The organism is Streptomyces sp. NPDC017095 (assembly GCF_044332325.1).
Classification (GTDB): domain Bacteria; phylum Actinomycetota; class Actinomycetes; order Streptomycetales; family Streptomycetaceae; genus Streptomyces.
On sequence record NZ_JBIROU010000021.1, the window covers coordinates 21,319 to 44,706 of the forward strand.

Annotated in this window: 23 protein-coding genes; 6 read left to right on the forward strand and 17 right to left on the reverse strand. The window is 73.4% G+C overall.

Translation table 11 applies throughout. From position 1 onward, the window contains the following. Window positions 1-69: 69 nt before the first annotated feature. Together ACH4OA_RS30945 and ACH4OA_RS30950 are read right to left on the reverse strand one after the other, a co-directional pair. Complete coding sequence (locus ACH4OA_RS30945; RefSeq protein WP_397972609.1) at window positions 70-1,023, reverse strand: hypothetical protein; 954 nt, start codon at window positions 1,021-1,023, stop codon at window positions 70-72. Further along, on the reverse strand, window positions 1,020-1,838 hold the full coding sequence (locus ACH4OA_RS30950) for a phosphatase PAP2 family protein (RefSeq protein ID WP_397972612.1): 819 nt from the start codon (window positions 1,836-1,838) through the stop codon (window positions 1,020-1,022). The genes ACH4OA_RS30945 and ACH4OA_RS30950 overlap by 4 nt, the downstream gene beginning before the upstream one ends. Before the next feature lie 148 nt (window positions 1,839-1,986). Here ACH4OA_RS30950 and ACH4OA_RS30955 point away from each other — a divergent pair, with 148 nt between their 5' ends. Beyond that, window positions 1,987-2,631: a TetR/AcrR family transcriptional regulator C-terminal ligand-binding domain-containing protein gene (locus ACH4OA_RS30955; RefSeq protein ID WP_397935604.1), complete on the forward strand. Its 645-nt coding sequence runs from the start codon at window positions 1,987-1,989 to the stop codon at window positions 2,629-2,631. 131 nt (window positions 2,632-2,762) lie between these two features. Here the strand turns inward: ACH4OA_RS30955 and ACH4OA_RS30960 are convergent, their stop codons facing one another. The 8 genes from ACH4OA_RS30960 to ACH4OA_RS30995 all read right to left on the reverse strand — a co-directional run bounded on the left by ACH4OA_RS30960 (window position 2,763) and on the right by ACH4OA_RS30995 (window position 10,667). Beyond that, entirely contained in the window at window positions 2,763-3,794 is a 1,032-nt protein-coding gene (locus ACH4OA_RS30960; protein WP_397972615.1) for a DUF2510 domain-containing protein, read from the reverse strand. A gap of 256 nt (window positions 3,795-4,050) precedes the next feature. Next, on the reverse strand, window positions 4,051-5,172 hold the full coding sequence (gene pcaD / locus ACH4OA_RS30965; RefSeq protein WP_397948177.1) for a 3-oxoadipate enol-lactonase: 1,122 nt from the start codon (window positions 5,170-5,172) through the stop codon (window positions 4,051-4,053). Beyond that, window positions 5,169-6,509 (reverse strand): 3-carboxy-cis,cis-muconate cycloisomerase, encoded by a 1,341-nt coding sequence (gene pcaB, locus ACH4OA_RS30970; RefSeq protein ID WP_397948175.1) that lies wholly within the window; start codon window positions 6,507-6,509, stop codon window positions 5,169-5,171. The genes pcaD and pcaB overlap by 4 nt, the downstream gene beginning before the upstream one ends. Continuing rightward, window positions 6,506-7,108 (reverse strand): protocatechuate 3,4-dioxygenase subunit alpha, encoded by a 603-nt coding sequence (pcaG, locus tag ACH4OA_RS30975; protein WP_397935600.1) that lies wholly within the window; start codon window positions 7,106-7,108, stop codon window positions 6,506-6,508. Before pcaG ends, pcaB begins: the two co-directional genes overlap by 4 nt. Window positions 7,109-7,113: 5 nt before the next feature. Next, entirely contained in the window at window positions 7,114-7,887 is a 774-nt protein-coding gene (gene pcaH, locus ACH4OA_RS30980; protein WP_397948174.1) for a protocatechuate 3,4-dioxygenase subunit beta, read from the reverse strand. Between the two features lie 19 nt (window positions 7,888-7,906). After that, entirely contained in the window at window positions 7,907-9,136 is a 1,230-nt protein-coding gene (locus ACH4OA_RS30985; RefSeq protein ID WP_397935599.1) for a thiolase family protein, read from the reverse strand. 131 nt (window positions 9,137-9,267) lie between these two features. Further along, a complete protein-coding gene (locus ACH4OA_RS30990) occupies window positions 9,268-9,912 on the reverse strand; it encodes a CoA transferase subunit B (RefSeq protein ID WP_397935597.1) in 645 nt (214 codons plus the stop codon). Further along, on the reverse strand, window positions 9,912-10,667 hold the full coding sequence (locus ACH4OA_RS30995) for a CoA transferase subunit A (protein WP_365876472.1): 756 nt from the start codon (window positions 10,665-10,667) through the stop codon (window positions 9,912-9,914). Before ACH4OA_RS30995 ends, ACH4OA_RS30990 begins: the two co-directional genes overlap by 1 nt. Before the next feature lie 193 nt (window positions 10,668-10,860). Here ACH4OA_RS30995 and ACH4OA_RS31000 point away from each other — a divergent pair, with 193 nt between their 5' ends. Together ACH4OA_RS31000 and ACH4OA_RS31005 are read left to right on the forward strand one after the other, a co-directional pair. Then, the gene (locus ACH4OA_RS31000; protein ID WP_397935596.1) at window positions 10,861-11,325 is read left to right on the forward strand and encodes a MarR family winged helix-turn-helix transcriptional regulator; all 465 of its coding nucleotides are present in this window, start codon (window positions 10,861-10,863) and stop codon (window positions 11,323-11,325) included. A 92-nt stretch (window positions 11,326-11,417) separates the two neighbouring features. Continuing rightward, window positions 11,418-12,608 carry a zinc-dependent alcohol dehydrogenase gene (locus ACH4OA_RS31005; protein WP_397972617.1) on the forward strand — a complete coding sequence of 397 codons (1,191 nt, stop codon included), beginning with the start codon at window positions 11,418-11,420 and terminating at the stop codon, window positions 12,606-12,608. 33 nt (window positions 12,609-12,641) lie between these two features. Here the strand turns inward: ACH4OA_RS31005 and ACH4OA_RS31010 are convergent, their stop codons facing one another. Continuing rightward, window positions 12,642-13,709, reverse strand: coding sequence for an ATP-dependent DNA ligase (locus tag ACH4OA_RS31010; protein WP_397972620.1), 1,068 nt, complete (start codon window positions 13,707-13,709; stop codon window positions 12,642-12,644). Between the two features lie 74 nt (window positions 13,710-13,783). Between ACH4OA_RS31010 and ligD the strand changes: the two genes are divergently transcribed. After that, entirely contained in the window at window positions 13,784-14,803 is a 1,020-nt protein-coding gene (gene ligD / locus ACH4OA_RS31015; protein ID WP_397972623.1) for a non-homologous end-joining DNA ligase, read from the forward strand. A gap of 153 nt (window positions 14,804-14,956) precedes the next feature. Next, window positions 14,957-16,033: a LacI family DNA-binding transcriptional regulator gene (locus ACH4OA_RS31020; protein WP_397935591.1), complete on the forward strand. Its 1,077-nt coding sequence runs from the start codon at window positions 14,957-14,959 to the stop codon at window positions 16,031-16,033. Between the two features lie 26 nt (window positions 16,034-16,059). Here ACH4OA_RS31020 and ACH4OA_RS31025 read toward each other — a convergent pair whose 3' ends face one another. After that, window positions 16,060-16,854, reverse strand: a complete 795-nt coding sequence (locus ACH4OA_RS31025) for a VOC family protein (protein WP_397972626.1) — start codon at window positions 16,852-16,854, stop codon at window positions 16,060-16,062. A gap of 268 nt (window positions 16,855-17,122) precedes the next feature. On the opposite strand from ACH4OA_RS31025, the gene ACH4OA_RS31030 reads away from it, so the two are divergent. After that, window positions 17,123-17,368: a WhiB family transcriptional regulator gene (locus ACH4OA_RS31030; protein ID WP_365876486.1), complete on the forward strand. Its 246-nt coding sequence runs from the start codon at window positions 17,123-17,125 to the stop codon at window positions 17,366-17,368. A gap of 85 nt (window positions 17,369-17,453) precedes the next feature. Here ACH4OA_RS31030 and ACH4OA_RS31035 read toward each other — a convergent pair whose 3' ends face one another. The 5 genes from ACH4OA_RS31035 to ACH4OA_RS31055 form a co-directional block, all read right to left on the reverse strand. Then, a complete protein-coding gene (locus tag ACH4OA_RS31035; RefSeq protein WP_365876488.1) occupies window positions 17,454-18,428 on the reverse strand; it encodes an acyl-ACP desaturase in 975 nt (324 codons plus the stop codon). 221 nt (window positions 18,429-18,649) lie between these two features. After that, window positions 18,650-19,426 (reverse strand): dimethylargininase, encoded by a 777-nt coding sequence (gene ddaH / locus ACH4OA_RS31040; protein WP_397935589.1) that lies wholly within the window; start codon window positions 19,424-19,426, stop codon window positions 18,650-18,652. Between the two features lie 131 nt (window positions 19,427-19,557). Continuing rightward, complete coding sequence (locus ACH4OA_RS31045) at window positions 19,558-21,183, reverse strand: ABC-F family ATP-binding cassette domain-containing protein (protein WP_397972629.1); 1,626 nt, start codon at window positions 21,181-21,183, stop codon at window positions 19,558-19,560. A 287-nt stretch (window positions 21,184-21,470) separates the two neighbouring features. Beyond that, entirely contained in the window at window positions 21,471-21,887 is a 417-nt protein-coding gene (locus ACH4OA_RS31050) for an SsgA family sporulation/cell division regulator (protein WP_365876494.1), read from the reverse strand. A 348-nt stretch (window positions 21,888-22,235) separates the two neighbouring features. Next, window positions 22,236-23,369, reverse strand: coding sequence for an IS630 family transposase (locus ACH4OA_RS31055; RefSeq protein ID WP_397972632.1), 1,134 nt, complete (start codon window positions 23,367-23,369; stop codon window positions 22,236-22,238). Window positions 23,370-23,388: the final 19 nt, after the last annotated feature.

The following is a 23,388-nucleotide window of genomic DNA, read 5'->3' on the forward strand; positions in this document are numbered from 1 at the left end:
GTGCCCCGGGGGGGGGGGGGGGGGGGGGGGCCCCCCCCCCCCCCCGCCCGCCGTCGTTCCCGCGGATGCTCACAGTGCCGTGAGGTGGCCCGGCTGATCCGGCTGCCGGGGCACCAGCGCCGGTTCCGCCGTGGCCGTCCCCGGCTCCAGCGCCAGGACGGCCGCCACCGGATGCTCGTCGTCCTCCTGCGGGGCAGCGGCCCCGGGCGCGGCCCGGGTGAGCAGCAGCACGCCCCATGCGGCCAGCGCCGCGCCGGCCAGGGCCAGCAGCATCCCGCCGGCCCCGCCGTGCAGGCCCTGCCCCAGCAAGGACAGGCCGATCACCGCGGCGGCCACCGGATTGGCCAGGGTGACCACGGCCAGCGGGGCGCCCAGGCCGCCGCGGTAGGCCGTCTGGGACAGCAGCAGCCCGCCGACGGCGAACGCGGCGACGAGCACGGCCACCACGACCACCTCGGTGCTCAGCACCGGTCCGGAGCGGTCCGTGGCCGCCACCGTCACCGTCTGGGTGAGCGCCGAGGCGACACCGGAGGCCACGCCGGACGCGGTCGCGTGCCGCAGGCCCGGCCGCGCGCCGGGCCAGGACAGCAGGCCGATCGCGGCGGCCGTCGTCCCCGCGACCACCAGCGACTCGGTCAGCGACAGCACGCGGTCCGGCGCCGGACCGGAGGCGGCGGCCAGCAGCGCGGCCAGCCCCAGCAGCGTGAGCGCCGTACCGCGCCACTCCACCGCGCTGACCCGCCGCCCGGCCGCCCGCGCGCCCAGCGGCACGGCCGCGACCAGGGTGAGCGCGCCCAGCGGCTGGACGACCGTCAGGGGGCCGTACTTCAGGGCGACGACGTGCAGCAGCGCGGCGGCGGCGTTCAGCCCGACCGCCGACCACCAGGCGCCGGTCGCCAGCAGCCGCAGCAGACCGGTGCCGGAGCTGCGCGCGGCGAGGCGTTCCTGGGCGACGGCGGCCAGCGCGTAGGCGACGGCCGACACCAGCGACAGGCCGAGGGCGGCCAGGGCGGCGGCGCTCATCGGCCCGCTCCCGCCAGGACGGGTTCCCGGGTGACCGGGCGGCCGGTGCCGGTGCCGGTGCCGGTGCCGCGTCCGGCCGTGGTGAGCGTGCGCCGCGGTGGATGGAGGGCGGCGAGGGCGCACCCGAGCATGGCCGTCGCCACCACCGAGTCCAGCCAGTAGTGGTTGGCCGTGCCCACGATCACCAGCAGGGTGACCAGCGGATGCAGCAGCCACAGCCAGCGCCACCGGGACCGGGTGGCCGCGATCAGGCCGATCGCCACCATCAGCGCCCAGCCGAAGTGCAGCGAGGGCATCGCCGCGAACTGGTTGGAGAGGTGGTCGCTGGCGGGCGGGCCGTACACGGACGGGCCGTAGAGCCGGCCGGTGTCCAGCAGGCCCGTCCCGGTCAGCATGCGCGGCGGGGCCAGCGGGAAGGTGAACGGCAGCACCAGGGCGGCGGTGGTGACCACCGCGAGCACCCGGCGGGCCCACACGTAGTGCGCGGGCCGGCGCAGGTACAGCCAGACCAGGAAGGCGAGCGTGGCCGGGAAGTGCACCGTCGCGTAGTAGGTGTTCGCCAGGTGGACGAGGGTGTCGCCGTGCAGCAGCGCGGACTGCACGGCGTTCTCGTGGGGCAGGTGCGCGGTCCGCTCCAGGTCCCACACGCGGCGGGCGTTGTGGAAGGCGTTCCCGGTGTGCCCGACGGCCAGCCGGCGGCCGAGTTTGTAGACCAGGAAGAGCCCGGCGACCAGCACGAACTCACGGATCAGAGGCGGACGTGCCGAGGTCTTCGGCACTGGTTCCGCCTCCGCAGGCTCGGTTCGGGCGTTCATCCCCCGGCCCCTTCGCTGACAGTGGTGATACATCGATACGCTTCCGTACCGATACGTAAGTGTACCGATACGACTGAGTACCGGTACACTGACGTATCGATTGATGTGCGCCACACTGGAGACAGCACGAGTGAGGGGAAGCACCGCCATGACGTCGCAGGCCGCGGACGGACCGGACACGGTCGTCGCCTCGCGCCGCTCCAAGATCACGCCGGAGCGTGAGCGGGAGTTCTTCGACGCCGTGCTGGAACAGATCCGGGAGTGCGGCTACGACTCCGTCACCATGGAGGGCGTCGCCGCCACCACCCGGTGCAGCAAGTCCACGCTCTACCGGCAGTGGAAGACCAAGCCGCAGTTCGTCGCCGCGGCGCTGCGCGCCAGCCGGCGGGTGCGGTTCGCCGGCATCGACACCGGATCGCTCGCCGAGGACCTGCGCCAGGCCGCGCGGGCCGCGGGCGACTGGTCCGGCAAGGACACCCGGCTGCTCCAGGCGCTGGGGCACGCGGTGACCTCGGACCAGGAGCTGGCCCAGGCGCTGCGCGAGGCGCTGGTCCACCCGGAGATCGCCGCGCTGGAGGAGATGCTGGGCCGGGGCGTGGCGCGCGGCGAGGTCCGCGCCGACCACCCCGCCCTGGAGTACGTCCCCGCCATGATGTTCGGCGTCCTGCGTGTACGGCCCGTGCTCAACGGGCAGTACGCCGACGCCGGCTACCTGGTCCGCTTCGTGGAGGCCGTCGTGCTGCCCGCGCTCGGACTGGGAGGAGAACCAGGCCGCCGTTCACGGGATGACTGAACGGTGACCTGCTCGCGCCGCACCGTGGGGACGGGGGCGGCGCGCACCCCCCGGCCGGGTGGGATTTCCCTTGAGCGGAGGGGAATCCCGCCCGGCCGATCCGTGTCCCGGCCGCTGCCCGGAGACCTTCCTCAGACGTCCTGGCCGTTCCCGCCGCCGGGCGAGACCTTGATGCCCTTCAGGATGTCGTCGATCACGGACACCTCCTGCCCCACGTCCACGCCGAACCGGATCACCACGAGCCGGCGCGGGTCGTCGGGCGAGGGGAAGGCGACGGACTCGACATAGCCGTCGGCGCCCTTGCTGGTGACCGCCTTCCAGCGCACCAGATAGCCCTTCTGGCCGGCCACCGTCACCGCCTGCGAGGCCAGCACCACGTGCGAGGTGATGCTGCCGTAACTCGCGCCGCCGTAGGACTCCTTGGCGTTGCCCGCGATGTCCGCCTTCGCGACCTTCTCGGCGGTGTCCTGGGCGAGGCCCAGCACCGCGGCGGGAGCCGTGTAGGCGCCGCCCGCGGTGCACGTCTGGGCCGTGTCGCCCGGGCACGGGTAGGAGTGGGCGGAGGTCACCCGCGCCCCGGCGCTGATCGTCTGCCCGGTCCAGCCCTGCGGCACCGGCAGGCTGATCCCGTTCACCGGGTCCGGCACCGTGCCGCCGCCCTGGACCTCCGGCGCCTCGGACGGCCCCGGCGACGGCGAGGACCCACCGGACCCGCCCGGGCCCTCGGACCCACCGGAGCCGCCGGTCCCGCCCGGGCCGCCGCCGGTCCCGCCAAACGCACCGCCCCGGCCGCCGTCACCGCCCGGACCCTGCCGGGAACCCGCGCGGTCACCGCCGCCGCCGTCGTCCTTGGAGAGGGCGTACACACCTACCCCGATGCTCGCCAGGACCGCGGCCGTCACCGCGACGGCTATGCCCGTGCGCAGCCCCCGCCGCGGCCGGGCCGGCGGCTGGGCCGGATACGCCGGATATCCCGGGTGGCCGCCGAACCCCGCGGGCGGCACGGCCGCCGGGCCGGCCGCCGGGGGACCCCACGGGGCGGCCTGGCCGGCGGGCCGGGTCCGGTCCGTCCAGGCACCGCCGTCCCACCAGCGCTCGGTGGGCGGAGCGTCATTCGTCTGCCCGGGGTCGGGATACCACCCGGGAGGAGTCACCTGCGTCATGCCCCCACCGTATGAGGCGACGGTGAAAGCGCGATGAGAGGATCCGCCGGCCGATGCCACCGCCCGGCGGGCGCACCAGGACATACCGCCCGACAGTGCCCGGGCCCGCCCGCCCGGACCGCCGGCCGCCTGCCCGGACGGACTCCGGCGCGGCCTGGACCTCGCCGTCGCCTGGGCGCCGAGGGGCCGGCCGCCCGGGCGTGGGAGGCACTCGGGACGGCACGGCAGCCGCGCTGACCCGGGCCCGGGTGCGCGGTCAGTCCGTCTCCTCCTCGGCGAGCACCCGCTGGGCCGTGGCGAACGCCGAGTTGGCGGCCGGCACCCCGCAGTACACGGCGGTCTGGAGCAGCACCGCGCCGATCTCCTCGGGCGTCAGCCCGTTCCGCCGCGCCGCCCGCACATGCATCGCCAGCTCGTCGTAGTGGCCGTGCGCGACCAGCGCCGTCAGCGTGATCATGCTCCGTTCGCGGCGCGACAGCGTCGGATCGGTCCAGATCTCACCCCAGGCGTAACGGGAGATGAAGTCCTGGAACCGCGCGGTGAACGGGGTCTGCCGGGCCTGCGCGCGGTCCACGTGGGCGTCGCCCAGCACCTCCCGGCGCACCGCCAGCCCGCTCGCCGGCGGCCCGTCGAAGTGGGCGGCGAGCGCCCCGAGCACGGCCCGCGGAACCTGCGCCGGCGCCAGATGCGAGGCGCCCGGCAGCTCCACCAGCGTCGCCCCCGGCACCGCGTCCGCGATCTCCCGCAGATGTGCCGGCGGTGTCGCGGGATCCTCCCGGCCGGCCACCAGGAGCGTCGGTACGGTGATCTCGGCGAGCCGGTCGTGCAGGTCGAACGCGGCGAGCGCGTCGCAGCAGGCGGCGTACGCCTCCGGGTCGGCCGTCCGGTGGTCCCGCACGAGCTCCGGCACGCTGAACCCGGGCGTGAACCAGCGCGCGTCGGCGGTCTCGGCCAGCCACCCGAGGCCCTCCCGGCGCACCCGCTCCGCCCGCTCCCGCCAGGGCGCCGCACCGCCGAAGTGGGCGGAGGAGCACAGCACGGCCAGCGAGGACAGCCGCTCGGGGTGGTGCACCGCCAGGTGCAGGCCGACCGCGCCGCCCAGGGACACACCCGCGTAGGCGAACCGGTCGGCGCCGAGCGCGTCGGCGAGCGCCAGCACCAGCCCGGCCAGGTCGCCGACGGTCGCGCCCGCCGCGATCAGATCCGCCGCCGAACCGCCGTGCCCGGGCAGATCCCAGCGGATCACCCGGTGGCCGGCGGACAGCTCGGGCGCGACCCCGTCCCACAGGGCGAGCGAGGTGCCGAGCGACGGCCCGAGCAGCAGCGGCGGCGCGGAAGCCGGGCCTTCCGCAAGGTGGTTGAGGAGGGTCACGGTCAACGTCGCTCCAGAGCACGGTCGGTGAGATCGCCGGCGAAGCCGGTGTAGTGGGCGGGGTCGGTCAGGTCGTCCAGGTCGACGTCCCGCAACTCCTGCCGCTCGGCGAGGAGTTCGCGCAGCGGACGGTCCTCGGCGTGGGCGCGGCGGGCCAGTTCGGTCAGCAGCTCCTTGGCGCGGGCCCGGCCGAGGACGGGCGCGAGGGCGGCGGACAGCCGCTCGGAGACGATCAGTCCCCGGGTCAGGCCGAGATTGCGGCGCATCGCGTCCGGGTGCACCCGCAGACCCTCGGCCAGCCCGGCCGCGTGCCAGGCGGCGCCGCCCGTCAGCCGCAGCAGGTCCCGCAGCGGCTCCCACTCGGCGTGCCAGGCACCGGCCGGCCGCTCGTCCTCGGCGGCGAGCGCGCCGTACAGCGTGGCCGCGAGCTGGGGAGCCCGCCGCGCGGCGGAGGCGAGGAGGGTGGCGCGCACCGGGTTCGCCTTGTGCGGCATCGCGGACGAGCCGCCGCCGCTGCCCTCGCCCACCTCGCCGATCTCGGTGCGCGACAACGTCAGCACGTCCACGGCGAGTTTGCCCAGCGCGCCCGCCGTGAACGCCAGGCACCCGGCGAGGTCCGCGACCGGTGTGCGCAGCGTGTGCCAGGGCAGCTCCGGTGCGGCGAGCCCGGTTTCGCGGGCGTACGCCCGCAGCAGGGCGGCCGCGTCCGTGGCGCCGTACTCCCGGAACGCCGCCAGGGTGCCGGCTGCCCCGCCGAGCTGGACGGGCAGCGTCTTGCGCACCCGGGCGACCCGGTCGCGGGCGTCCAGCACCAGCGCCCGCCAGCCGGCCGCCTTCAGCCCGAACGTGGTCGGTACGGCGTGCTGGGTGAGCGTCCGGCCCGGCAGCACCGTGTCCCGGTGCCCGGCGGCGAGATCCGCCAGCGCCCGCTCGGTACGGCCGAGGTCGGCCAGGACCGGCCCGAGGGCGCGCACGGCGACCAGCATCGTCGCCGTGTCCATGATGTCCTGGCTGGTGGCGCCCCGGTGCACGTACGGGCCGTACTCCGGGCCGGCCGCCGTGGTCAGGTCGGCGACCAGCGGGATGACCGGGTTGCCGCCGTCCGCGGTCCGGGCCGCCAGGGAGCGGATGGCGAACCGGGCCGGGTCGGCCGCCTCGGTCACCGCCGCCGCGGCCGCCGCCGGAGCGAGCCCCAGCGCGGCCTGCGCCCGGGTCAGCGCGGCCTCCGCGTCGAGCAGTGCCCGCAGATAGGCGTGGTCGCCGGTCTCGGCCGCGGCGGGCGACGGCCCCCACTCGGGGGAGAGCAGACCGGTGTCGGCGTACGGCGGGGATGCGAACGTCACTGGTACTCCAGGAAGACCGTCTCGCCTTCGCCCTGAAGGCGGATGTCGAAACGGTAGGTGCCGCCGCCCTCGTCGCCAGCGATCAGCGTGCCGCGCCGGTCGCCCACCCGGGCGAGCAGCGGGTCGGCGGCCAGCGCGGCCGCGTTCCCCGGCAGGTAGATACGGGTGAACAGATGGACGAGCAGACCGCGCGCGAAGACGCACACACTGAGGTACGGCGCGCTCTGCCCGCGCGCGCCGGGGCGCAGGGTGCGCGCGTACCAGTGGCCGTTCGCGTCGGTCTGGATCCGCCCCCAGCCGGTGAACTCCACGCCGTTGCGGCCCAGGAAGCCGCCCGTGGCCGGGTCGCGGCGCAGGGAGCCGTCCACCCGGGGCACCGTGCCGTCGGGACCCGGACCCCACACCTCGACCAGCGCGTCGGGCAGCGGGTCACCGTGGCCGTCGAGGACGTACCCGTGCACGGTGACCGTGTCCGGGTGGCCGAGCGGGGCGATCTCCTCGCCGCCGGGGAACGGCAGCGCGTAGCCGTAGAACGGGCCCACCGTGTGGGACGGGGTGGGCAGCACCTGCTCCGGGCTGCCCGGGTCGATGATCGTCATGGTGCTCAGCGTCCTTCTTCCGTCCAGGTGGCGGCCGGGCCGTCCAGCACGATGTCCCAGCGGTAGCCGAGGGAGAACTCCGGCACCGACAGACCGTGGTCGTAGGTGGCCACCAGCCGCTGCCGGGCGGCGTCGTCCGTCACCGACTGCAGGATCGGGTCGTACGGGAAGAGCGGGTCGTTCGGGAAGTACATCTGGGTCACCAGCCGCTGGGTGAACGCCGTGCCGAACACCGAGAAGTGGATGTGGGCCGGGCGCCAGGCGTTGACGTGGTTGCGCCACGGGTAGGGGCCCGGCTGGATGGTGGTGAAGTGGTAGCGGCCGTCGGCGTCGGTGAGGGTGCGGCCGAAGCCGGTGAAGTTCGCGTCCAGCGGCGCGTCGTGCTGCTCGCGCTGGTGGGCGTAGCGGCCGGCCGAGTTGGCCTGCCAGATCTCGATCAACTGACCGCGGACCGGGCGCCCGTCGCGGTCCAGCAGCCGCCCGGAGACCGTGATGCGCTCGCCGATCGGCTCCCCGGCGTGCTGCCGGGTCAGGTCGTTGTCGATGCCGGTGAGGTCGCGCTCGCCGAAGGCGGGGGAGCGCAGCTCCACCAGTTCCGGGTCCCGGTGCGTGTCGATCGGGACCAGGGGCTGCTTCGGGTGGCGCAGCACGGAGGACCGGTACGGCGCGTAGTCGCGGCGCGGGTGGTGCTCGGCCGGGGCGCCGTCGGCGACGCGCTTGCCGTACGCGGCGTGCGCGGCGGCCATCTCCTGGTCGATGTCGTACTGGGTGAGGGTCATGGCAGTACCTGACGTTTCCTTAGCGTTCGAGGACGAGGGCGAGGCCCTGGCCCACGCCGATGCAGAGGGTCGCCACGCCGGTCCCGGAACCCCGGCGGGCGAGCTGGTGGGCGACGGTTCCGGCGAGCCGGGCACCGGAGGCGCCGAGCGGGTGGCCGAGCGCGAGGGCGCCGCCCTGCGGATTGAGGACCGCCGGGTCGAACCGCGGCCACTCCGCGAGACAGCCGAGCACCTGCGCGGCGAACGCCTCGTTCAGCTCCAGCACCGACAGGTCGGCGAAGTCCCTGCCCGCCTTGGCCAGGGCCCGGCCGACCGCCTCCACGGGGGCCAGACCGAAGTACCGCGGGTCGGTCGCGGAGACACCGGTCGCGCTGATCCGGGCCAGCGGCTCCCGGCCGGTGGCCCTCAGCCCCTCCTCGTCGGTGAGCAGCAGGGCCGCCGCGCCGTCGTTGAGCGGCGAGGAGTTGCCCGCGGTGACCGTGCCGCCCTCGGCGCGGAAGGCGGGCCGCAGCTTCGCCATCGCGGCGAGGGAGGCGTCCGGCCGCACGCACTCGTCGGCGGCGAAACCGACCGGCTCGCCCTTGCGCCGCGGCACCGGAACGGACGTCAGCTCGGCGTCGAAGAGGCCCTGTTCCTGCGCGGCGGCGGCCTTGCGGTGGGAGTCCAGGGCGAAGGCGTCCTGCTGCTCGCGGGTGATCTGGTGCTTGTCGGCGATCAGCTCGGCGCTCTCGCCCAGCGGGATGGTCCACTGCGGGTCCATGCGCGGGTTGACCATGCGCCAGCCGAGCGTGGTCGAGTACAGCTCGGTGTGCGCGGCCGGGAACGGCTGGTCCGCCTTGGGCAGGACGTACGGCGCGCGCGTCATGGACTCCACCCCGCCCGCCACGGCGATGGAGGCGTCGCCCGTCGCGATGGCGCGGGCGGCCTGGATCACCGCTTCCAGACCGGAGGCGCACAGCCGGTTCACGGTCACGCCGGGCACGGAGGTGGGCAGTCCGGCGAGCAGGGCGGCCATGCGGGCGACGTTGCGGTTCTCCTCGCCGGCGCCGTTGGCGTTGCCGAAGTACACGTCCTCGATGCGGGCCGGGTCCAGGTCCGGGGTGCGGGCGAGGAGGGCGCGCAGGGTGTGGGCGGCCAGGTCGTCGGGGCGGACGGCGGCCAGGCCGCCGTTGTAACGGCCGAACGGCGTGCGGACGGCGTCCACGATGTACACGGGCTTGCCGGCGTACAGGGGCTTGCCAGGGTTCACAGGCTTGCTCCGGTTCACAGGCTTGCTCGGGTTCACCGGGCTGCCGGGGTTCACAGGCTTGCTCGGGTGCACAGGCTCGCCGGGGTTCACAGCCTTGTCGGCGTGCGCGGGCTCGTTGGTGTGAGCGGGGTTCACAGCAGATCCTCCGCAACGGTGAGTTCCGCGTCGGTCCGGGCGACGACCTCGTCCACGCTCACACCCGGCGCGGTCTCCGTCAGCCGGAGTCCACCGTCCGTGACGTCCAGCACCGCCAGATCGGTGATGACCCGGTTCACACACGCCTTGCCCGTGAGCGGCAGCGTGCACTCCTTGAGGATCTTCGCCGAACCGTCCTTGGCGGTGTGCGTCATCACCACGATCACCTGACGGGCACCGTGCACCAGATCCATCGCGCCGCCGATCCCGGTGACCAGCTTCCCGGGCACCGCCCAGTTGGCCAGGTCACCGCCGGCGGACACCTGCATCGCGCCCAGCACGGCCACATCGATGTGCCCGCCCCGGATCATCGCGAAGGACAGCGCCGAGTCGAAGAAGGACGCGCCCGGCAGGACCGTCACCGTCTCCTTGCCCGCGTTGATCAGATCCGGGTCGACCCGGTCCTCGGCGGGGTACGGGCCCGTGCCCAGGATGCCGTTCTCCGACTCCAGCACCACCTCGACGCCCTCGGGCAGGTGGTTCGGGATCAGGGTCGGCAGTCCGATCCCGAGGTTCACGTACTGGCCGTCCCGCAGTTCGCGGGCCGCGCGGGCCGCCATCTGCTCACGTGTCCAGGCCATCAGCCGCTCACCGTCCGGAACTCGATCCGCTTGTCCGCCGCCTGCTCCGGGGTGAGCGGCACCACCCGCTGCACGAAGACGCCCGGCACGTGCACCGCGTCCGGATCGATCGCGCCGGGCTCGACCAGCTCCTCCACCTCGGCGATCGTGATCCGCCCGGCCATCGCGGCCAGCGGGTTGAAGTTCCGGGCCGACCTGCGGAACACCAGATTGCCGTGCCGGTCCCCGCGCGCGGCCCTGACCAGCGCGAAGTCGGTGCGGATCCCGCGCTCCAGCACGTACTCCACGCCGTCGAACTCCCGCACCTCCTTCGGCGGCGAGGCCAGCGCGACCCCGCCCGAGCCGTCGTAGCGCCAGGGCAGCCCGCCCTCGGCGACCTGGGTGCCGACGCCGGCCGGAGTGTAGAAGGCCGGGATGCCGGCGCCGCCCGCGCGCAGCCGCTCGGCGAGCGTGCCCTGTGGGATCAGCTCCAGCTCCAGTTCACCGCCCAGGTACTGGCGGGCGAACTCCTTGTTGCCGCCGATGTACGAGCCGGTCACCCGGGTGATCCGGCCCGCGGCCAGCAGCACCGCGAGCCCGGAGTCCAGCGCGCCGCAGTTGTTCGACACCACGCTCAGCCCGCCGACGCCGCGCTCGTACAGCGCCTGGATCAGCACGTTCGGCACACCGCTGAGCCCGAACCCGCCGACGGCGAGGGACGCGCCGTCCGGCACATCGGCCACCGCCGCGTCAGCCGTGGCCACCACCTTGTCCATCCCGAAAGCTCCGTCTCTCCGTCCGTCAGCGCGTCGATAGTCAGCGCACTGAGTATTTCGCCGAGGTGCCGCTCACGCTGCCACCGCGGGCGAGGACCGTCAAGACCTGGATCTCCCCCGGCCACGTGGTGAGGCGGCCGGTTCCGGAGCCGGGTATCGTTCAGTGCACCTACGAACCGATCAGGGAGCGCACATGGCCGCGGTGGACCTCGCCACCCATCCCGGGCACCTGGCCCGGCGGCTCCAGCAGGCGCACCACCTGCTGTGGAACACGATGGTCTCGGAGGAGATCACCTCACCGCAGTTCGCCGTCCTGAACACGCTCGTCGCCGAGCCGGGACTCGACCAGCGGACGGTGGGGGAGCGGGTCGGCCTGGACCGGTCGACGATCGCCGAGGTGATCAGCCGGCTCGACCGCCGCGCACTGCTGCACAAGGTCCGCGACCCGCAAGACGGCCGGCGCTTCCTGCTCCGCGTCACCGACGAGGGGCTGCGCACCCACCGGAGGCTGAGCGTGCGCACCGCCCGGATGAACCAGGTGTTCCTGGGCCCGCTCTCCGCCGCGGAGCAGACCGTCTTCTTCGACCTGATCCGCCGGGTCGCCGACGCGGCGGAGGAGCTGCGCAACCCGGCCGAACCGGCGGCCGCCCCGGGCTGACCGCGCCGCCCGGGTTCGGCGGCGGCGGGTCCGGGTACCCGGCCGCCCTCAGACACGGGACGCAGTCGTACGCGACCAAGGGAGCGCGGCTCATGAAGGCAGTCACCTGGCAGGGCAAGCGGGACGTCCGGGTCGAGGACGTGCCCGATCCGCGGATCGAGGAACCCACGGACGCCGTCATCCGTGTCACGTCCACCGGACTGTGCGGCTCCGACCTGCATCTGTACGAGGTGCTCACCCCGTTCATGACCCCCGGTGACATCCTCGGGCACGAACCCATGGGCATCGTGGAGGAGGTCGGCCCCGAGGTGCCGAACCTGCGTCCCGGCGACCGGGTCGTGGTGCCGTTCCAGATCGCCTGCGGGCACTGCTTCATGTGCGACACCGGACTGCCCACCCAGTGCGAGACCACGCAGGTCACCGGCGAGGGCATGGGCGCCCCGCTGTTCGGCTACACCCGGCTGTACGGCGCCGTGCCCGGCGGCCAGGCCGAGTACCTGCGCGTCCCGCAGGCGCAGTTCGGGCCGGTCAAGGTGCCCGAGGGCCCGGCGGACGACCGGTTCGTCTACCTCTCGGATGTGCTGCCCACCGCCTGGCAGGCCGTCGAGTACGCCGCCGTCCCGCCCGGCGGCACCCTCGCGGTCCTCGGCCTCGGCCCGATCGGTGACATGGCCTGCCGGATCGCCCGGGCCCGCGGCGCCGAACGGGTCATCGGCGTCGACCTGGTGCCCGAGCGGCTGGCCCGGGCGCAGCGGCGCGGGATCGAGACGTACGACCTGCGGGCCTTCGACGACGAGAAGGCGCTGGTGCACGCGATCCGGGACGTGACCGGCGGCCGGGGCCCGGACGCGGTGATCGACGCCGTCGGCACCGAGGCGCACGGCAGCGCCGCCGCCAAGCTGGCCCAGACCGCCACCTCGCTGATGCCCCGCAAGCTCAGCGCGCCCCTGGCCGAACGCTTCAGCATCGACCGGCTCGGCGCCCTGTACATGGCGATCGACCTGGTCCGCCGGGGCGGCACGATCTCGCTCAGCGGTGTCTACGGCGGTATGGCCGACCCGATGCCGATGCTGACCCTCTTCGACAAGCAGATCCAGCTCCGCATGGGCCAGGCCAACGTCCGCCGCTGGACCGACCAGATCATCCCCTACCTCACGGACGAGGACCCGCTCGGCGTCGACGACTTCGCCACACACCGGCTGCCGCTGGCGGAGGCGCCGCACGCGTACGAGATGTTCCAGCGCAAGCAGGACGGCGCCGTCAAGATCCTCATGCAGCCGTAGCCGTAGCCGTAGCCGTGGCCGCGCGTGCCGGAGTTATTTCTCGCCCAGGATCTCCGTCAGGTCGTAGCGCACCGGCTCCTCCAGCTGGGCGTAGGTGCAGCTGTCCGGTGTGCGGTCCGGGCGCCAGCGGCGGAAGCGGGCGGTGTGCCGGAACCGCTGCCCGTTCTCCATGTGGTCGTAGGCCACCTCGGCCACCCGCTCCGGCCGCAGCGGCACCCAGGACAGGTCCTTCTTGCCGGACCAGCGGCTCGGCGCGCCCGGCAGCCGGGCCGTCTCGTGCGCGGCCTCGTCGGTCCAGGCGGCCCACGGGTGCCCGGCGGCGTCGTCCATGCGCAGCGGCGCCAGCTCCTCGACCAGTTCGGCGCGCTTCTTCATGGAGAACGCGGCCGACACGCCCACGTGCTGGAGCCGGCCCTGCTCGTCGTACAGGCCCAGCAGCAGCGAGCCCACCACCGGGCCGCTCTTGTGGAGGCGGTACCCGGCGACGACGACGTCCGCCGTCCGCTCGTGCTTGATCTTGAACATGGCCCGTTCGTCCTGGAGGTAGCGCAGGCCGGGCGGTTTGGCCACGACCCCGTCCAGACCGGCGCCCTCGAACTGCTCGAACCACCGCCGGGCCACCTCGATGTCGGCCGTGGAGGGCGCCAGGTGCACCGGCGGGGCCGCCCCGGCGAGGGCCCGGTCCAGCAGGGCGTGCCGGTCGGTCAGGGGCACGTCGAGCAGGGCGTGGTCGTCCAGCGCCAGCAGGTCGAAGGCGACGAAGGAGGCCGGCGTCTTCTCGGCCAGCATCCGCACCCGGGAGGCCGCCGGGTGGATCCGCTCGGTCAGCGCGTCGAAGTCCAGCCGGCCGTCGCGCGCGATCACGATCTCCCCGTCCAGCACGCACCGCTCGGGCACCCGCTCCCGCAGCGCCGCGACCAGCTCGGGGAAGTACCTGGTCAGCGGCTTGCCGGTGCGGCTGCCCAGCTCGACCTCGGCTCCGTCGCGGAACACGATCGACCGGAAGCCGTCCCACTTCGCCTCGTAGTGCATCCCCGGCGGGATCGTCGCCACCGACTTGGCGAGCATCGGCTTCACGGGCGGCATGACGGGCAGATCCATGGCACCGATTCTGCTCGCATACGTACGGCTCCGCCCGGTATGCGAGGTGTGCGGGGTGCGCCTACCGTGGCCGCATGGGTGACGCGGTGGAACTGGAGGTGGGCGGCCGGACGGTACGGCTGTCCAGCCCGGACAAGGTGTTCTTTCCCGAGCGCGGTTTCACCAAGCTGGACCTCGCCCGGTACTACGCCTCCGTCGCGCCCGGCATCCTGCGCGCCCTGCGCGACCGCCCCACCACCCTGGAGCGCTACCCGGACGGGGTCGGCGGCGAGTGGTTCTACCAGAAGCGGGCCCCCAAGGGCATGCCCGACTGGATCCCGACCGCCCACATCACCTTCCCCAGCGGACGCAGCGCCGACGAGATGTGCCCCACCGAGGAGGCCGCCGTGGTGTGGGCCGCCCAGTACGGCACCCTCACCTTCCACCCCTGGCCGGTCCGCGCCACGGACGTCGACCACCCCGACGAACTCCGCATCGACCTCGACCCGCAGCCCGGCACCGACTACGCGGACGCGGCCCGCGCCGCCGGTGAACTGCGCGCCGTGCTGGACGAGTTCGGCGGGCTGCGCGGCTGGCCGAAGACCTCCGGCGGCCGGGGCCTGCACGTGTTCGTGCCCATCGCGCCGCGCTGGACCTTCACCCAGGTGCGCCGCGCGGCGATCGCGGTCGGCCGGGAGATGGAACGCCGGATGCCCGGGGAGGTGACCATCAAGTGGTGGAAGGAGGAACGCGGGCGCCGTATCTTCCTCGACTACAACCAGACGGCGCGGGACCGCACCATCGCCTCCGCCTACTCCGTCCGTCCCCGCCCGCACGCCCCCGTCTCGGCGCCCCTGCGCTGGGAGGAGGTCGGTGTCGCCGAGCCGCGCGACTTCGACCTCGCCACCATGCCGGCCCGGTTCGCCGAACTCGGCGACGTGCACGCCGACATGGACGACCACGCCTACTCCCTGGACGTGCTCCTGGAGCTGGCCCGCCGGGACGAACACGACCACGGCCTGGGCGACCTGCCGTACCCGCCGGAGTACCCGAAGATGCCCGGCGAGCCGAAACGGGTCCAGCCGAGCCGCGCCCGCGACGACCCCTCGCCCTGAGGGGCCACCGCTGTCGTGCCCCTGCCGGCCACCCACTGCCCGCCGGGCCGCCCACGGACCCGCCTGTGCGCCCCCTCGTGATCGGTCCGGGCAGCGGACCGGCCGGTGTCGCGCGGCTATCCTGATCGTCAGCCGCCGATGAGGAGTGCCGAAGTGACCGACGCAGTGTCGCGCCCCACCCTGGAGGCCGTGGCCGCGCGGGCCGGCGTGTCGCGGGCCACCGTGTCCCGGGTGGTCAACGGCGGCGACGGAGTACGCGAGTCCCTGGCCGAGCGGGTCCGGCAGGCCGTGGAGGAGCTGGGCTACGTCCCCAACCAGGCGGCGCGCAGCCTCGTCACCCGGCGCCACGACGCCGTCGCGGTCGTCATCGCCGAGCCCGAGGCGCGGGTCTTCGCCGACCCCTTCTTCGCCCACCAACTGCGCGGCATCAGCAAGGAGCTGACCGCGCACGACAACCAGCTGGTGCTGCTGCTCACCGAGGGCCGGGCCGACCACGCGCGTGTGGCCCGGTACCTCGCCGGCGGCCACGTCGACGGCGCGCTCGTCTTCTCCCTGCACCTGGACGACCCGCTGCCCGGCCTCATCCGGGACGCCGGCGTGCCCACCGTGTTCGGCGGCCGTCCGCACTGGGACACCGGCGGCGCGGCCGAGGACCCCGGGGTGGTGTACGTCGACTGCGACAACCGGGGCGGGGCGCGCGCCGCGGTACGGCATCTGCTGGACCTCGGCCGCCGGCGCGTCGCGCACCTCACCGGCGCGCTGGACCAGACGTCGGCCGCGGACCGGCTCGACGGCTACCGGGACGCCGTCACCGAGGCCCTGGGCGCCTGCGACCCCCGGCTGGTCGCGGAGAGCGACTTCACCCCGGCCGGCGGCGAACGCGCCATGCGTGAACTGCTCGGCCGCTGCCCGGACGTCGACGCCGTCTTCGCCGCCAGCGACCTCACCGCGCTCGGTGCGCTGCGGGTGCTGCGCGAGCACGGCCGGCGCGTGCCCGAGGACGTGGCCGTGGTCGGCTTCGACGACATGCTGCCGGTCGCCGAGCAGACCGATCCGCCGCTGACGACGGTCCGGCAGGACATCGAGGAGATGGGCCGGCTCATGGCCCGGCTGCTGCTGCGCGGCCTGTCCGGCGACCGGGACCGGCGGCTCGCGCCGGCCGGCACCCCGGACACCCCGGCGGCGGGCGTGATCCTGCCGACCACCCTCATACGCCGCGTCTCCGCCTGAGTTCCGTCCGGCCGCTGCCGGAGGGCTCAGCCCTGCGGCGGCTCGGCCGTGAGCACCGCGAAGCGGGCCCCGTACGGGTCGGCGAGGTGGGCCATGCGGCCCACGCCCGCCACGGTCGTCGGGGGCAGGCGCACCCTCCCGCCGAGGTCCCGCGCCCGAGCCGCCACGGCGTCGGTGTCGGCCACGTCGAAGTACGGAAGCCAGTACGGCCCGTCCGCCGCCTCGGCGGGCACGTCCGCCAGCGGCACCATGCCGCCGAACATCGCATCGTCCTCGCCGCCCTCGGGGCCGACACACGTGTACGTCCCGCCCGGGAAGGGCACTCCGGCCGTCTCCAGGCCGAGCACCCGGCGGTAGAACGCGGCGGCCGCCGCGATGTCGGGTGTGCGCAGTTCCACCCAGCTCAGCGCGCCGGGCTCGCCCGTCGTGTCCACGCCCTCGGTCCGGCCCGGCTGCCAGATCCCGAACGCCACGCCCGCCGGGTCGGCGAGGACCGCCAGGCGGCCGTGGTCCGGCACGTCCGCCGGGCGGACCAGCACCGTGCCGTGGGCGCGTTCCGCCGCCTCGGCGGTGGCCTCGGCGTCCTCGCTGCGGAAGTACACCGTCCAGGCCGCCGGCTCCTGTCCGGGCCCGGCCCGTCGCCCGCCGCCCGCCACGGTCCTGCCGTCCAGCTCGAAGAAGCCGTAACCGCCGGTATCAGGCGCCGCCGGCCGGTACCGCCAGCCGAACAGGGCGCCGTAGAAACCGGTGGCGGCGTCGGGGTCGGGGCCGCCGACGTCGATCCAGCAGGGCGCGCCGGTGACGAAACGGGTGGTGAGCATCTCGGCCCTCCTCGCCAGGGTGCCGTCCGCGTGCACTGCCGAGTCTGGCACCGCCCGCCGGTGCCCGCCGCCGGGAGCGGCGACGGGCCGGGCCGCCCGGCACTCACCCGGCGTGAGCGCGCGGGTTCTCCCGGTTTCCGCGATGCTCCGCGCGCCGCCGTGCGCCTGCCGGGCCGAGGGGAGCATGATCGGGGCGGCCGGCGGCCTCGGGCCCGTCGTTGAGCGGGCGTTGATCGAACGTTTTTCGGCCTCGGGCAGGCTCCTGCCCATGCACATCGAAACCATCACCCCGGCCGACGACACCTGGCGGGCACAGGCCCTGTGCGCGCAGACCGGTCCGGACTTCTTCTTCCCGGAGCCCGGCAGCTCGGTGCGCGACGCGAAGCGCATCTGTGCCATGTGCGAGCTGCGCCCGGCCTGTCTGGAGTACGCGCTCACCCACGACGAGCGGTTCGGCGTCTGGGGCGGCCTGTCGGAGAAGGAGCGCCTGGCGCTGCGCCGCACCGCCCGCTGAGCACACCGGCGCACCGCTCCCCGGGAACGCACCGCACCGCCCGCTGAGAACGCCGGCCCACCGCCCCCTGGGATCGCGGGGAGCCTCAGCTCGCGGCGCGTGCCGCCATCCGGGCCTTGCGTGCGGCCAGCTTCTCGTCGAAGCGCGCGGCCTCCGCGTCCAGCCCGCCCAGGAACAGGCCGAGCTCCTCCTGCGCCTTGAGCCCCTCGGGCCCGAGGCCGTCGATCTCCATGACCCTCAGGAAGCGGAGCACCGGCTGGAGCACGTCGTCGTGGTGGATGCGCAGGTTGTAGACCTCGCCGATCGCCATCTGCGCGGCGGCCCGCTCGAAGCCGGGGAGGCTGTGTCCGGGCATGCGGAAGTTCACCACGACGTCCCGGACCGCCTGCATGGTCAGGTCGGGGGCCAGCTCGAAGGCGGACTTGAGCAGGTTGCGGTAGAAGACCATGTGCAGGTTCTCGTCGGTCGCGATCCGGGCCAGCATGCGGTCGCAGACCGGGTCGCCGGACTGGTGGCCGGTGTTGCGGTGCGAGATCCGCGTGGCCAGTTCCTGGAAGGCGACGTAGGCGATCGAGTGCAGCATCGAGTGGCTGTTGTCGGACTCGAAGCCCTCGCTCATGTGCGCCATGCGGAACCGCTCCAGCTGGTCCGGGTCCACCGCGCGCGAGGCCAGCAGATAGTCGCGCATCACGATGCCGTGCCGGCCCTCCTCGGCCGTCCAGCGGTGCACCCAGGTGCCCCAGGCGCCGTTGCGGCCGAAGAGCGTGGCGATCTCGTGGTGGTAGCTCGGCAGGTTGTCCTCGGTCAGCAGGTTGACCACGAGGGCGATCCGGCCGATCTCCGTCACCTTCGACTGGTCCTTGGCCCAGGCTTCGCCGTCCTCGAACAGACCGGGGAAGTTGCGGCCGTCGCTCCACGGCACGTACTCGTGCGGCATCCAGTCCTTGGCGACCTTCAGATGCCGGTTCAGTTCCTTCTCGACCACTTCCTCCAGGGCATACAGCAGCCGCTCGTCGGTCCAGACGGACGGGGCGGCGAGGCGAGGGGAAGTGATCGTCACGGAGAACTCCAGGGGGACGGCGACAGGGGGAGGGTGGGTGACCCGGCGAGCGGCGCACGGGTCCCTACGTGATCGTAGGCTACGAACCCGTAGGTTACGTAACCGTAGGTTAAGAAGGCCGTAAAGAACCGCTGATCAGCTACCCCGACACGCCGCCCCCAGACCTGCCAGTGGTCCCGGACCCGCAGGTCCCGGTGCCGTCGGCGGGAACGATCACCCGGTCAGGCGTACAGCTCCCGCAGCCGTACCGAGAGACAGGTCACACAGCCTTCCAGCTTCTCGAACTCGCTGATGTCGACCGTCACCACCTCGTGTCCGAGGTCCGTCAGCAGTTCCGCCGTGCGCGGGGCGCTCGCCGCCATCAGCAGTGTGCCGCCGCCGAGCACCACCACGTGCGCGCCGGACTCCTCCGGCACCGACAGGAAACCCGGGAACAGCGACGGCCGGTCCACCTTCGGGATGTGCCCGATCACCGTGCCGTCCGGCAGCGCGGTGACCGCCGACTTCAGGTGCAGCACCTTGCTCACCGGCACGGCCACCACACGGGCGCCCAGCGGCTCGAAGGCCGCCCGGACCTGCCGCACGCCGGCCGCGTTGGTGCGCCCGCCCCGGCCGACGTACACGGTGTCGCCGACCTTGAGGACGTCACCGCCGTCCAGCGTGCCCGGCTCCCAGATCCAGTTCACCGAGCAGCCGAGGCTCGCCACGGCCTCCTCGACGCCGGCGGTCTCCGCGCGCCGGGACTCGGCGCCCGGCCGGGTGATCAGCGCCACGTTCCGGAACATGACGACGGTGTCCTCGACGAACACCGCGTCCGGGCAGTCGTCGGCCGGTTCGACCTCGATCGTCTCCCAGCCGTGCGCGCGCAGGGCCGCCACATAGGCCTCCCACTGCTCGCCGGCCAGCTCGGTGTCGACCTTCTCCCGCGCGATGTGCGTGACCAGGCCGTCGGCGAGGCGGGGACCGGGACGGCGGACGAGGGCCTTCTTGCTGGGCACGAGGGACCTTTCGAATCGATCGGTGCGGTGGTGCGGCTGCCGGCGCCCCGGAGGGAACGCCGGTCCGTCATCATGCAGGGCACCCGGGCCGGGGCCAAACCCCGGCCCGGTGCCGCGCCCCGCCGGACCCGTCACACCGGTCCGGCCAGCGCCTCGGGAGTCGTCTCCGTCAGTCCGCCCTCCTCCATCAGCAGCCAGCGCGTGATCCCGACCGACTCCAGGAACCGCAGATCGTGACTGGCCACGATCAGCGCGCCCTCGTACGACTCCAGCGCCGTGGTCAGCTGCCGGACGCTGGCCATGTCCAGGTTGTTGGTCGGCTCGTCCAGCAGCAGCAGCCGGGGCGCGGGCTCGGCCAGCATCAGCGCGGCCAGGGCCGCCCGGAAACGCTCGCCGCCCGACAGGGTGGCCGCCTTCTGGTCGGCCCGCGCGCCCCGGAACAGGAAGCGGGCGAGCCGGGCCCGGACCCGGTTGTTGGTGGCGCCCGGCGCGAACCGGGCCACGTTCTCGGCCACCGACAGGTCGTCGTCCAGCACGTCCAGCCGCTGCGGCAGGAACCGCAGCGGAACGTGCGCCGTCACCGTGCCGGCCAGCGGCTGAAGCTCGCCGGCGATGGTCCGCAGCAGCGTCGTCTTGCCGGCGCCGTTGCGCCCGACGAGTGCGATCCGCTCCGGTCCGCGCAGATCGAGGACGCCGTCCACGCGCGCCTGGTACGCCGTGCGCAGGTCCTCCAGGGTGAGCACCTGAAGGCCGGGCGGCACGGCGGTGTACGGCAGCTCGATGCGGATCTCGTCGTCGTCCCGTACGGCCTCCACCGCCTCGTCCAGCCGTTCCCGGGCCTCGGCGAGCCGTTCCTGGTGCACGGCCCGGTGCTTGCCCGCGGACTCCTGGGCGGCGCGCTTGCGAGCGCCCATGACGATCTTCGGTTCCCGCTTGGAGTCCCACATCTTCTGCCCGTACCGCTTGCGGCGGGCCAGTTTGAGCTGGGCGTCGGCCAGTTCGCGCTGCTGCTTGCGCACGTCCGCCTCGGCGGCGCGCACCGTCCGCTCGGCCGCCTTCTGCTCGACGGCCAGCGCCTCCTCGTAGGCCGAGTAGTTGCCGCCGTACCAGGTGACCTCGCCGGAGTGCAGCTCCGCGATCTGGTCGGCCAGGTCCAGCAGTTCCCGGTCGTGGCTGACCATGACCAGGATGCCGGGATAGGAGGCGACGGCCTGGCAGAGGCGCCGGCGCGCGTACAGGTCGAGGTTGTTGGTGGGTTCGTCGAGCAGCAGGATGCCCGGGCGGCGCAGCAGCAGCGCGGCGAGCCGCAGCAGCACCGACTCGCCGCCGGACAGCTCGCCGACGGTCCGGTCCAGGCCGATGTGGCCGAGCCCGAGTTCGCCGAGCGTGACCAGGGCGCGTTCCTCCACGTCCCAGTCGTCGCCGACGGCCTCGAAGTGCTCCTCGGCCGCGTCGCCCGCCTCGATGGCGTGCAGGGCGGCCCGCCGCTCGGCGATGCCGAGGGCCTCGTCGACACGGAGGGCGGTGTCGAGCGTGATGTTCTGCGGGAGGTGGCCGATCTCGCCGACGGCCTTCACGCTGCCGTCGGCCGGGACGAGGTCCCCGGCGAGCAGCTTGAGCAGGGTGGACTTGCCCGATCCGTTGACGCCGACGAGCCCGGTGCGGCCCGGGCCGAAGGCGATGTCCAGACCGCCGAAGACGACGGCGCCGTCAGGCCAGGCGAAGGACAGGGAGTGACAGGTGAGGGAAGCAGACATGGGCGCCTCGCGAAAGGTGTGAGCATGCGGGTGGACGCGTGTCGAGACACCGCGAGGCGGAAACCTTCGATACCGGGCACACCGGCCCTGAAGCGGACCCGTGCCGGGGGACGGCTCTACGCCGAGGTCGTACGCCACGCACACCTCACCGGTGTGACGCGGTGTCTCATGACCTCAGAAGAGCAACGTCCTTCTCCGATCGACGGCAACAGAACCGCTGTAGACCGTAGGAGAGGCGGTCCGGGGTGTCAACGCGTTTTACGGGCGCCCACCCGCGCGCGCCGCGGTCAGCAGGCGTCCCGCATCAGCTCCGCGAGACCGTGGTCCAGGTCGAGCTGGAGGTGCTCCATGCCGGCGGGGACCAGTGCGTCGGCCGCCGCCAGGAACCGCCGTATCTCACCCGAGCGCACATGCACGATCGCGGTGCCCTCCGGGGCGTGGAACTCCAGCACCGTGCGGTCGTACCCGTACGGCCGCACCCGGACGTCGCCCTGGCCCTCGGGGCCCCGCAACCCGGCCGTCAGCAGCTCGCGGGAGAAGGTCCAGCACACGTCGACACCCTCCAGGGTGGCCGGTGCCGGGAACGTCATGCACACCGCGAACGGGTCCCGCCGGTCGTAGCGCAGCGTGGCGGGAATGTTCGGCATGCGCGGTGCGGCGGCGACGAGACGGGCCTCGACGGGCTGCTCGATGACGGTGGACAACACCTTGCTCCCTCGTGACGGCTGGACTGCGCCCGGACGTGCGGCACCCGGCACTGGAAGAGACGAAGGAAACGGCCGATGCGTGCACACCCCGACCTAGTGACCTCGGTCACCGCGTTCATGCGCGGGAGGCTCCGGGCCGTTCGTGCGGGTTCTGTGACCATCCACGGCCACCCGCGACCGGCGCGACGACTATCCGCGACCCCGCGACGACCATTCGCGACCCTTCGCGGACCTCCGCGCGGAGCGGCCCTCTGGACGGGGCCGGGCGTCTGGACTAGCTTCGCCCGCCATGAGGCGCACGGGGAGTACGCGACGCGGGGGACGGACGGGCCGGCTAGTGCCGCATCAGGCAACGTTCGCCCTGTCGATTACTTCACGTAGCCGTTCGTCGGCGGCGTGCTTGTTCCGCCAGATGATGTAGCGGCGGATCATGCTGCCCTGCTCCTTGTGGCTGGCATGGTCGGTCCCGTCCAGTGCGAAGTAGCGCAGGGCGGTGAACTGGGCCTCGATGCGGTTGAGCCAGGAGCTGTTTGTCGGTGTGTAGGCAAACTCGACGTTGTTGGCCGCCGCCCAGTCGCCGACCCGGGTGTCCTTCTTCGTGGTCAGATGCGGGGAGAAGTTGTCGAGCACGATCGCGATCCGGATGTCGGCCGGGTAGAGGCTGCGCAGGTACCGACAGAACTCCAGGAACCTTGTGCGGTTCTTCTTGGGCTTGATGTGTCCGTAGAGCTTGTCCCGGGCCAGATCGTAGGCGGCGAACAGGTGCCGGACCCCGTGCGGGCGGGTGTAGGTCGCCCGCCGGCGAGGTCTCGGCTCCCGGTCGGGGTCCTTGTGCCGTCCTCCGCGCTCTGCCCACTGCCGGCCAGGGTGGGGCTGGAGGTTGAGCGGACCGAACTCGTCCAGGCAGAACACGACTTCGGGCTCACCGTCCTCGGGTATGACCTCATCGTCAGCGACCGCGTAGAGGTGCTCGACACGGGCCTTCTTGGCGGCGTAGTCGGTATCGCGGGAGGTCTTCCACGTCTTTATGCGTTGAAAGGACACGCCCTCCTCACGGAGCAGGACCCGAAGGCCCTCGTGGCTGATGTCGTCGACCACCCCCTCGGCGACCAGGAAGTCGGCCAGCTTGGCCAGACTCCAGGTCGAGAACGGCAGGCCGTGTTCGGACGGCTTGGACTTGGCGATCTTCTTGATCTCGCGCCGCTCGGGCAGGGTGAATGTCCTGGGCCGGCCGCCCTTGTACTTCGGGTAGAGCGCCTCGAAGCCGTCGGCATTGAAGTCGTGGATCACGTCCCGGACCCGGTCCGCGCTGGTGAACGTCACCTCGGCGATCTTCCCAACCGGCATGCCCTGCGCGGACAGCAGCACCATCTGCGCGCGCCGCCAGGTCACCACTGAGCCGGAGCCGCGGCGAATGATCCTCAGCAGCCGCCGGCCCTCGTCGTCATCGATCTCGCGTAAGCACACCCGTTCTGCCACGCACAGACGTTAGCGGCTG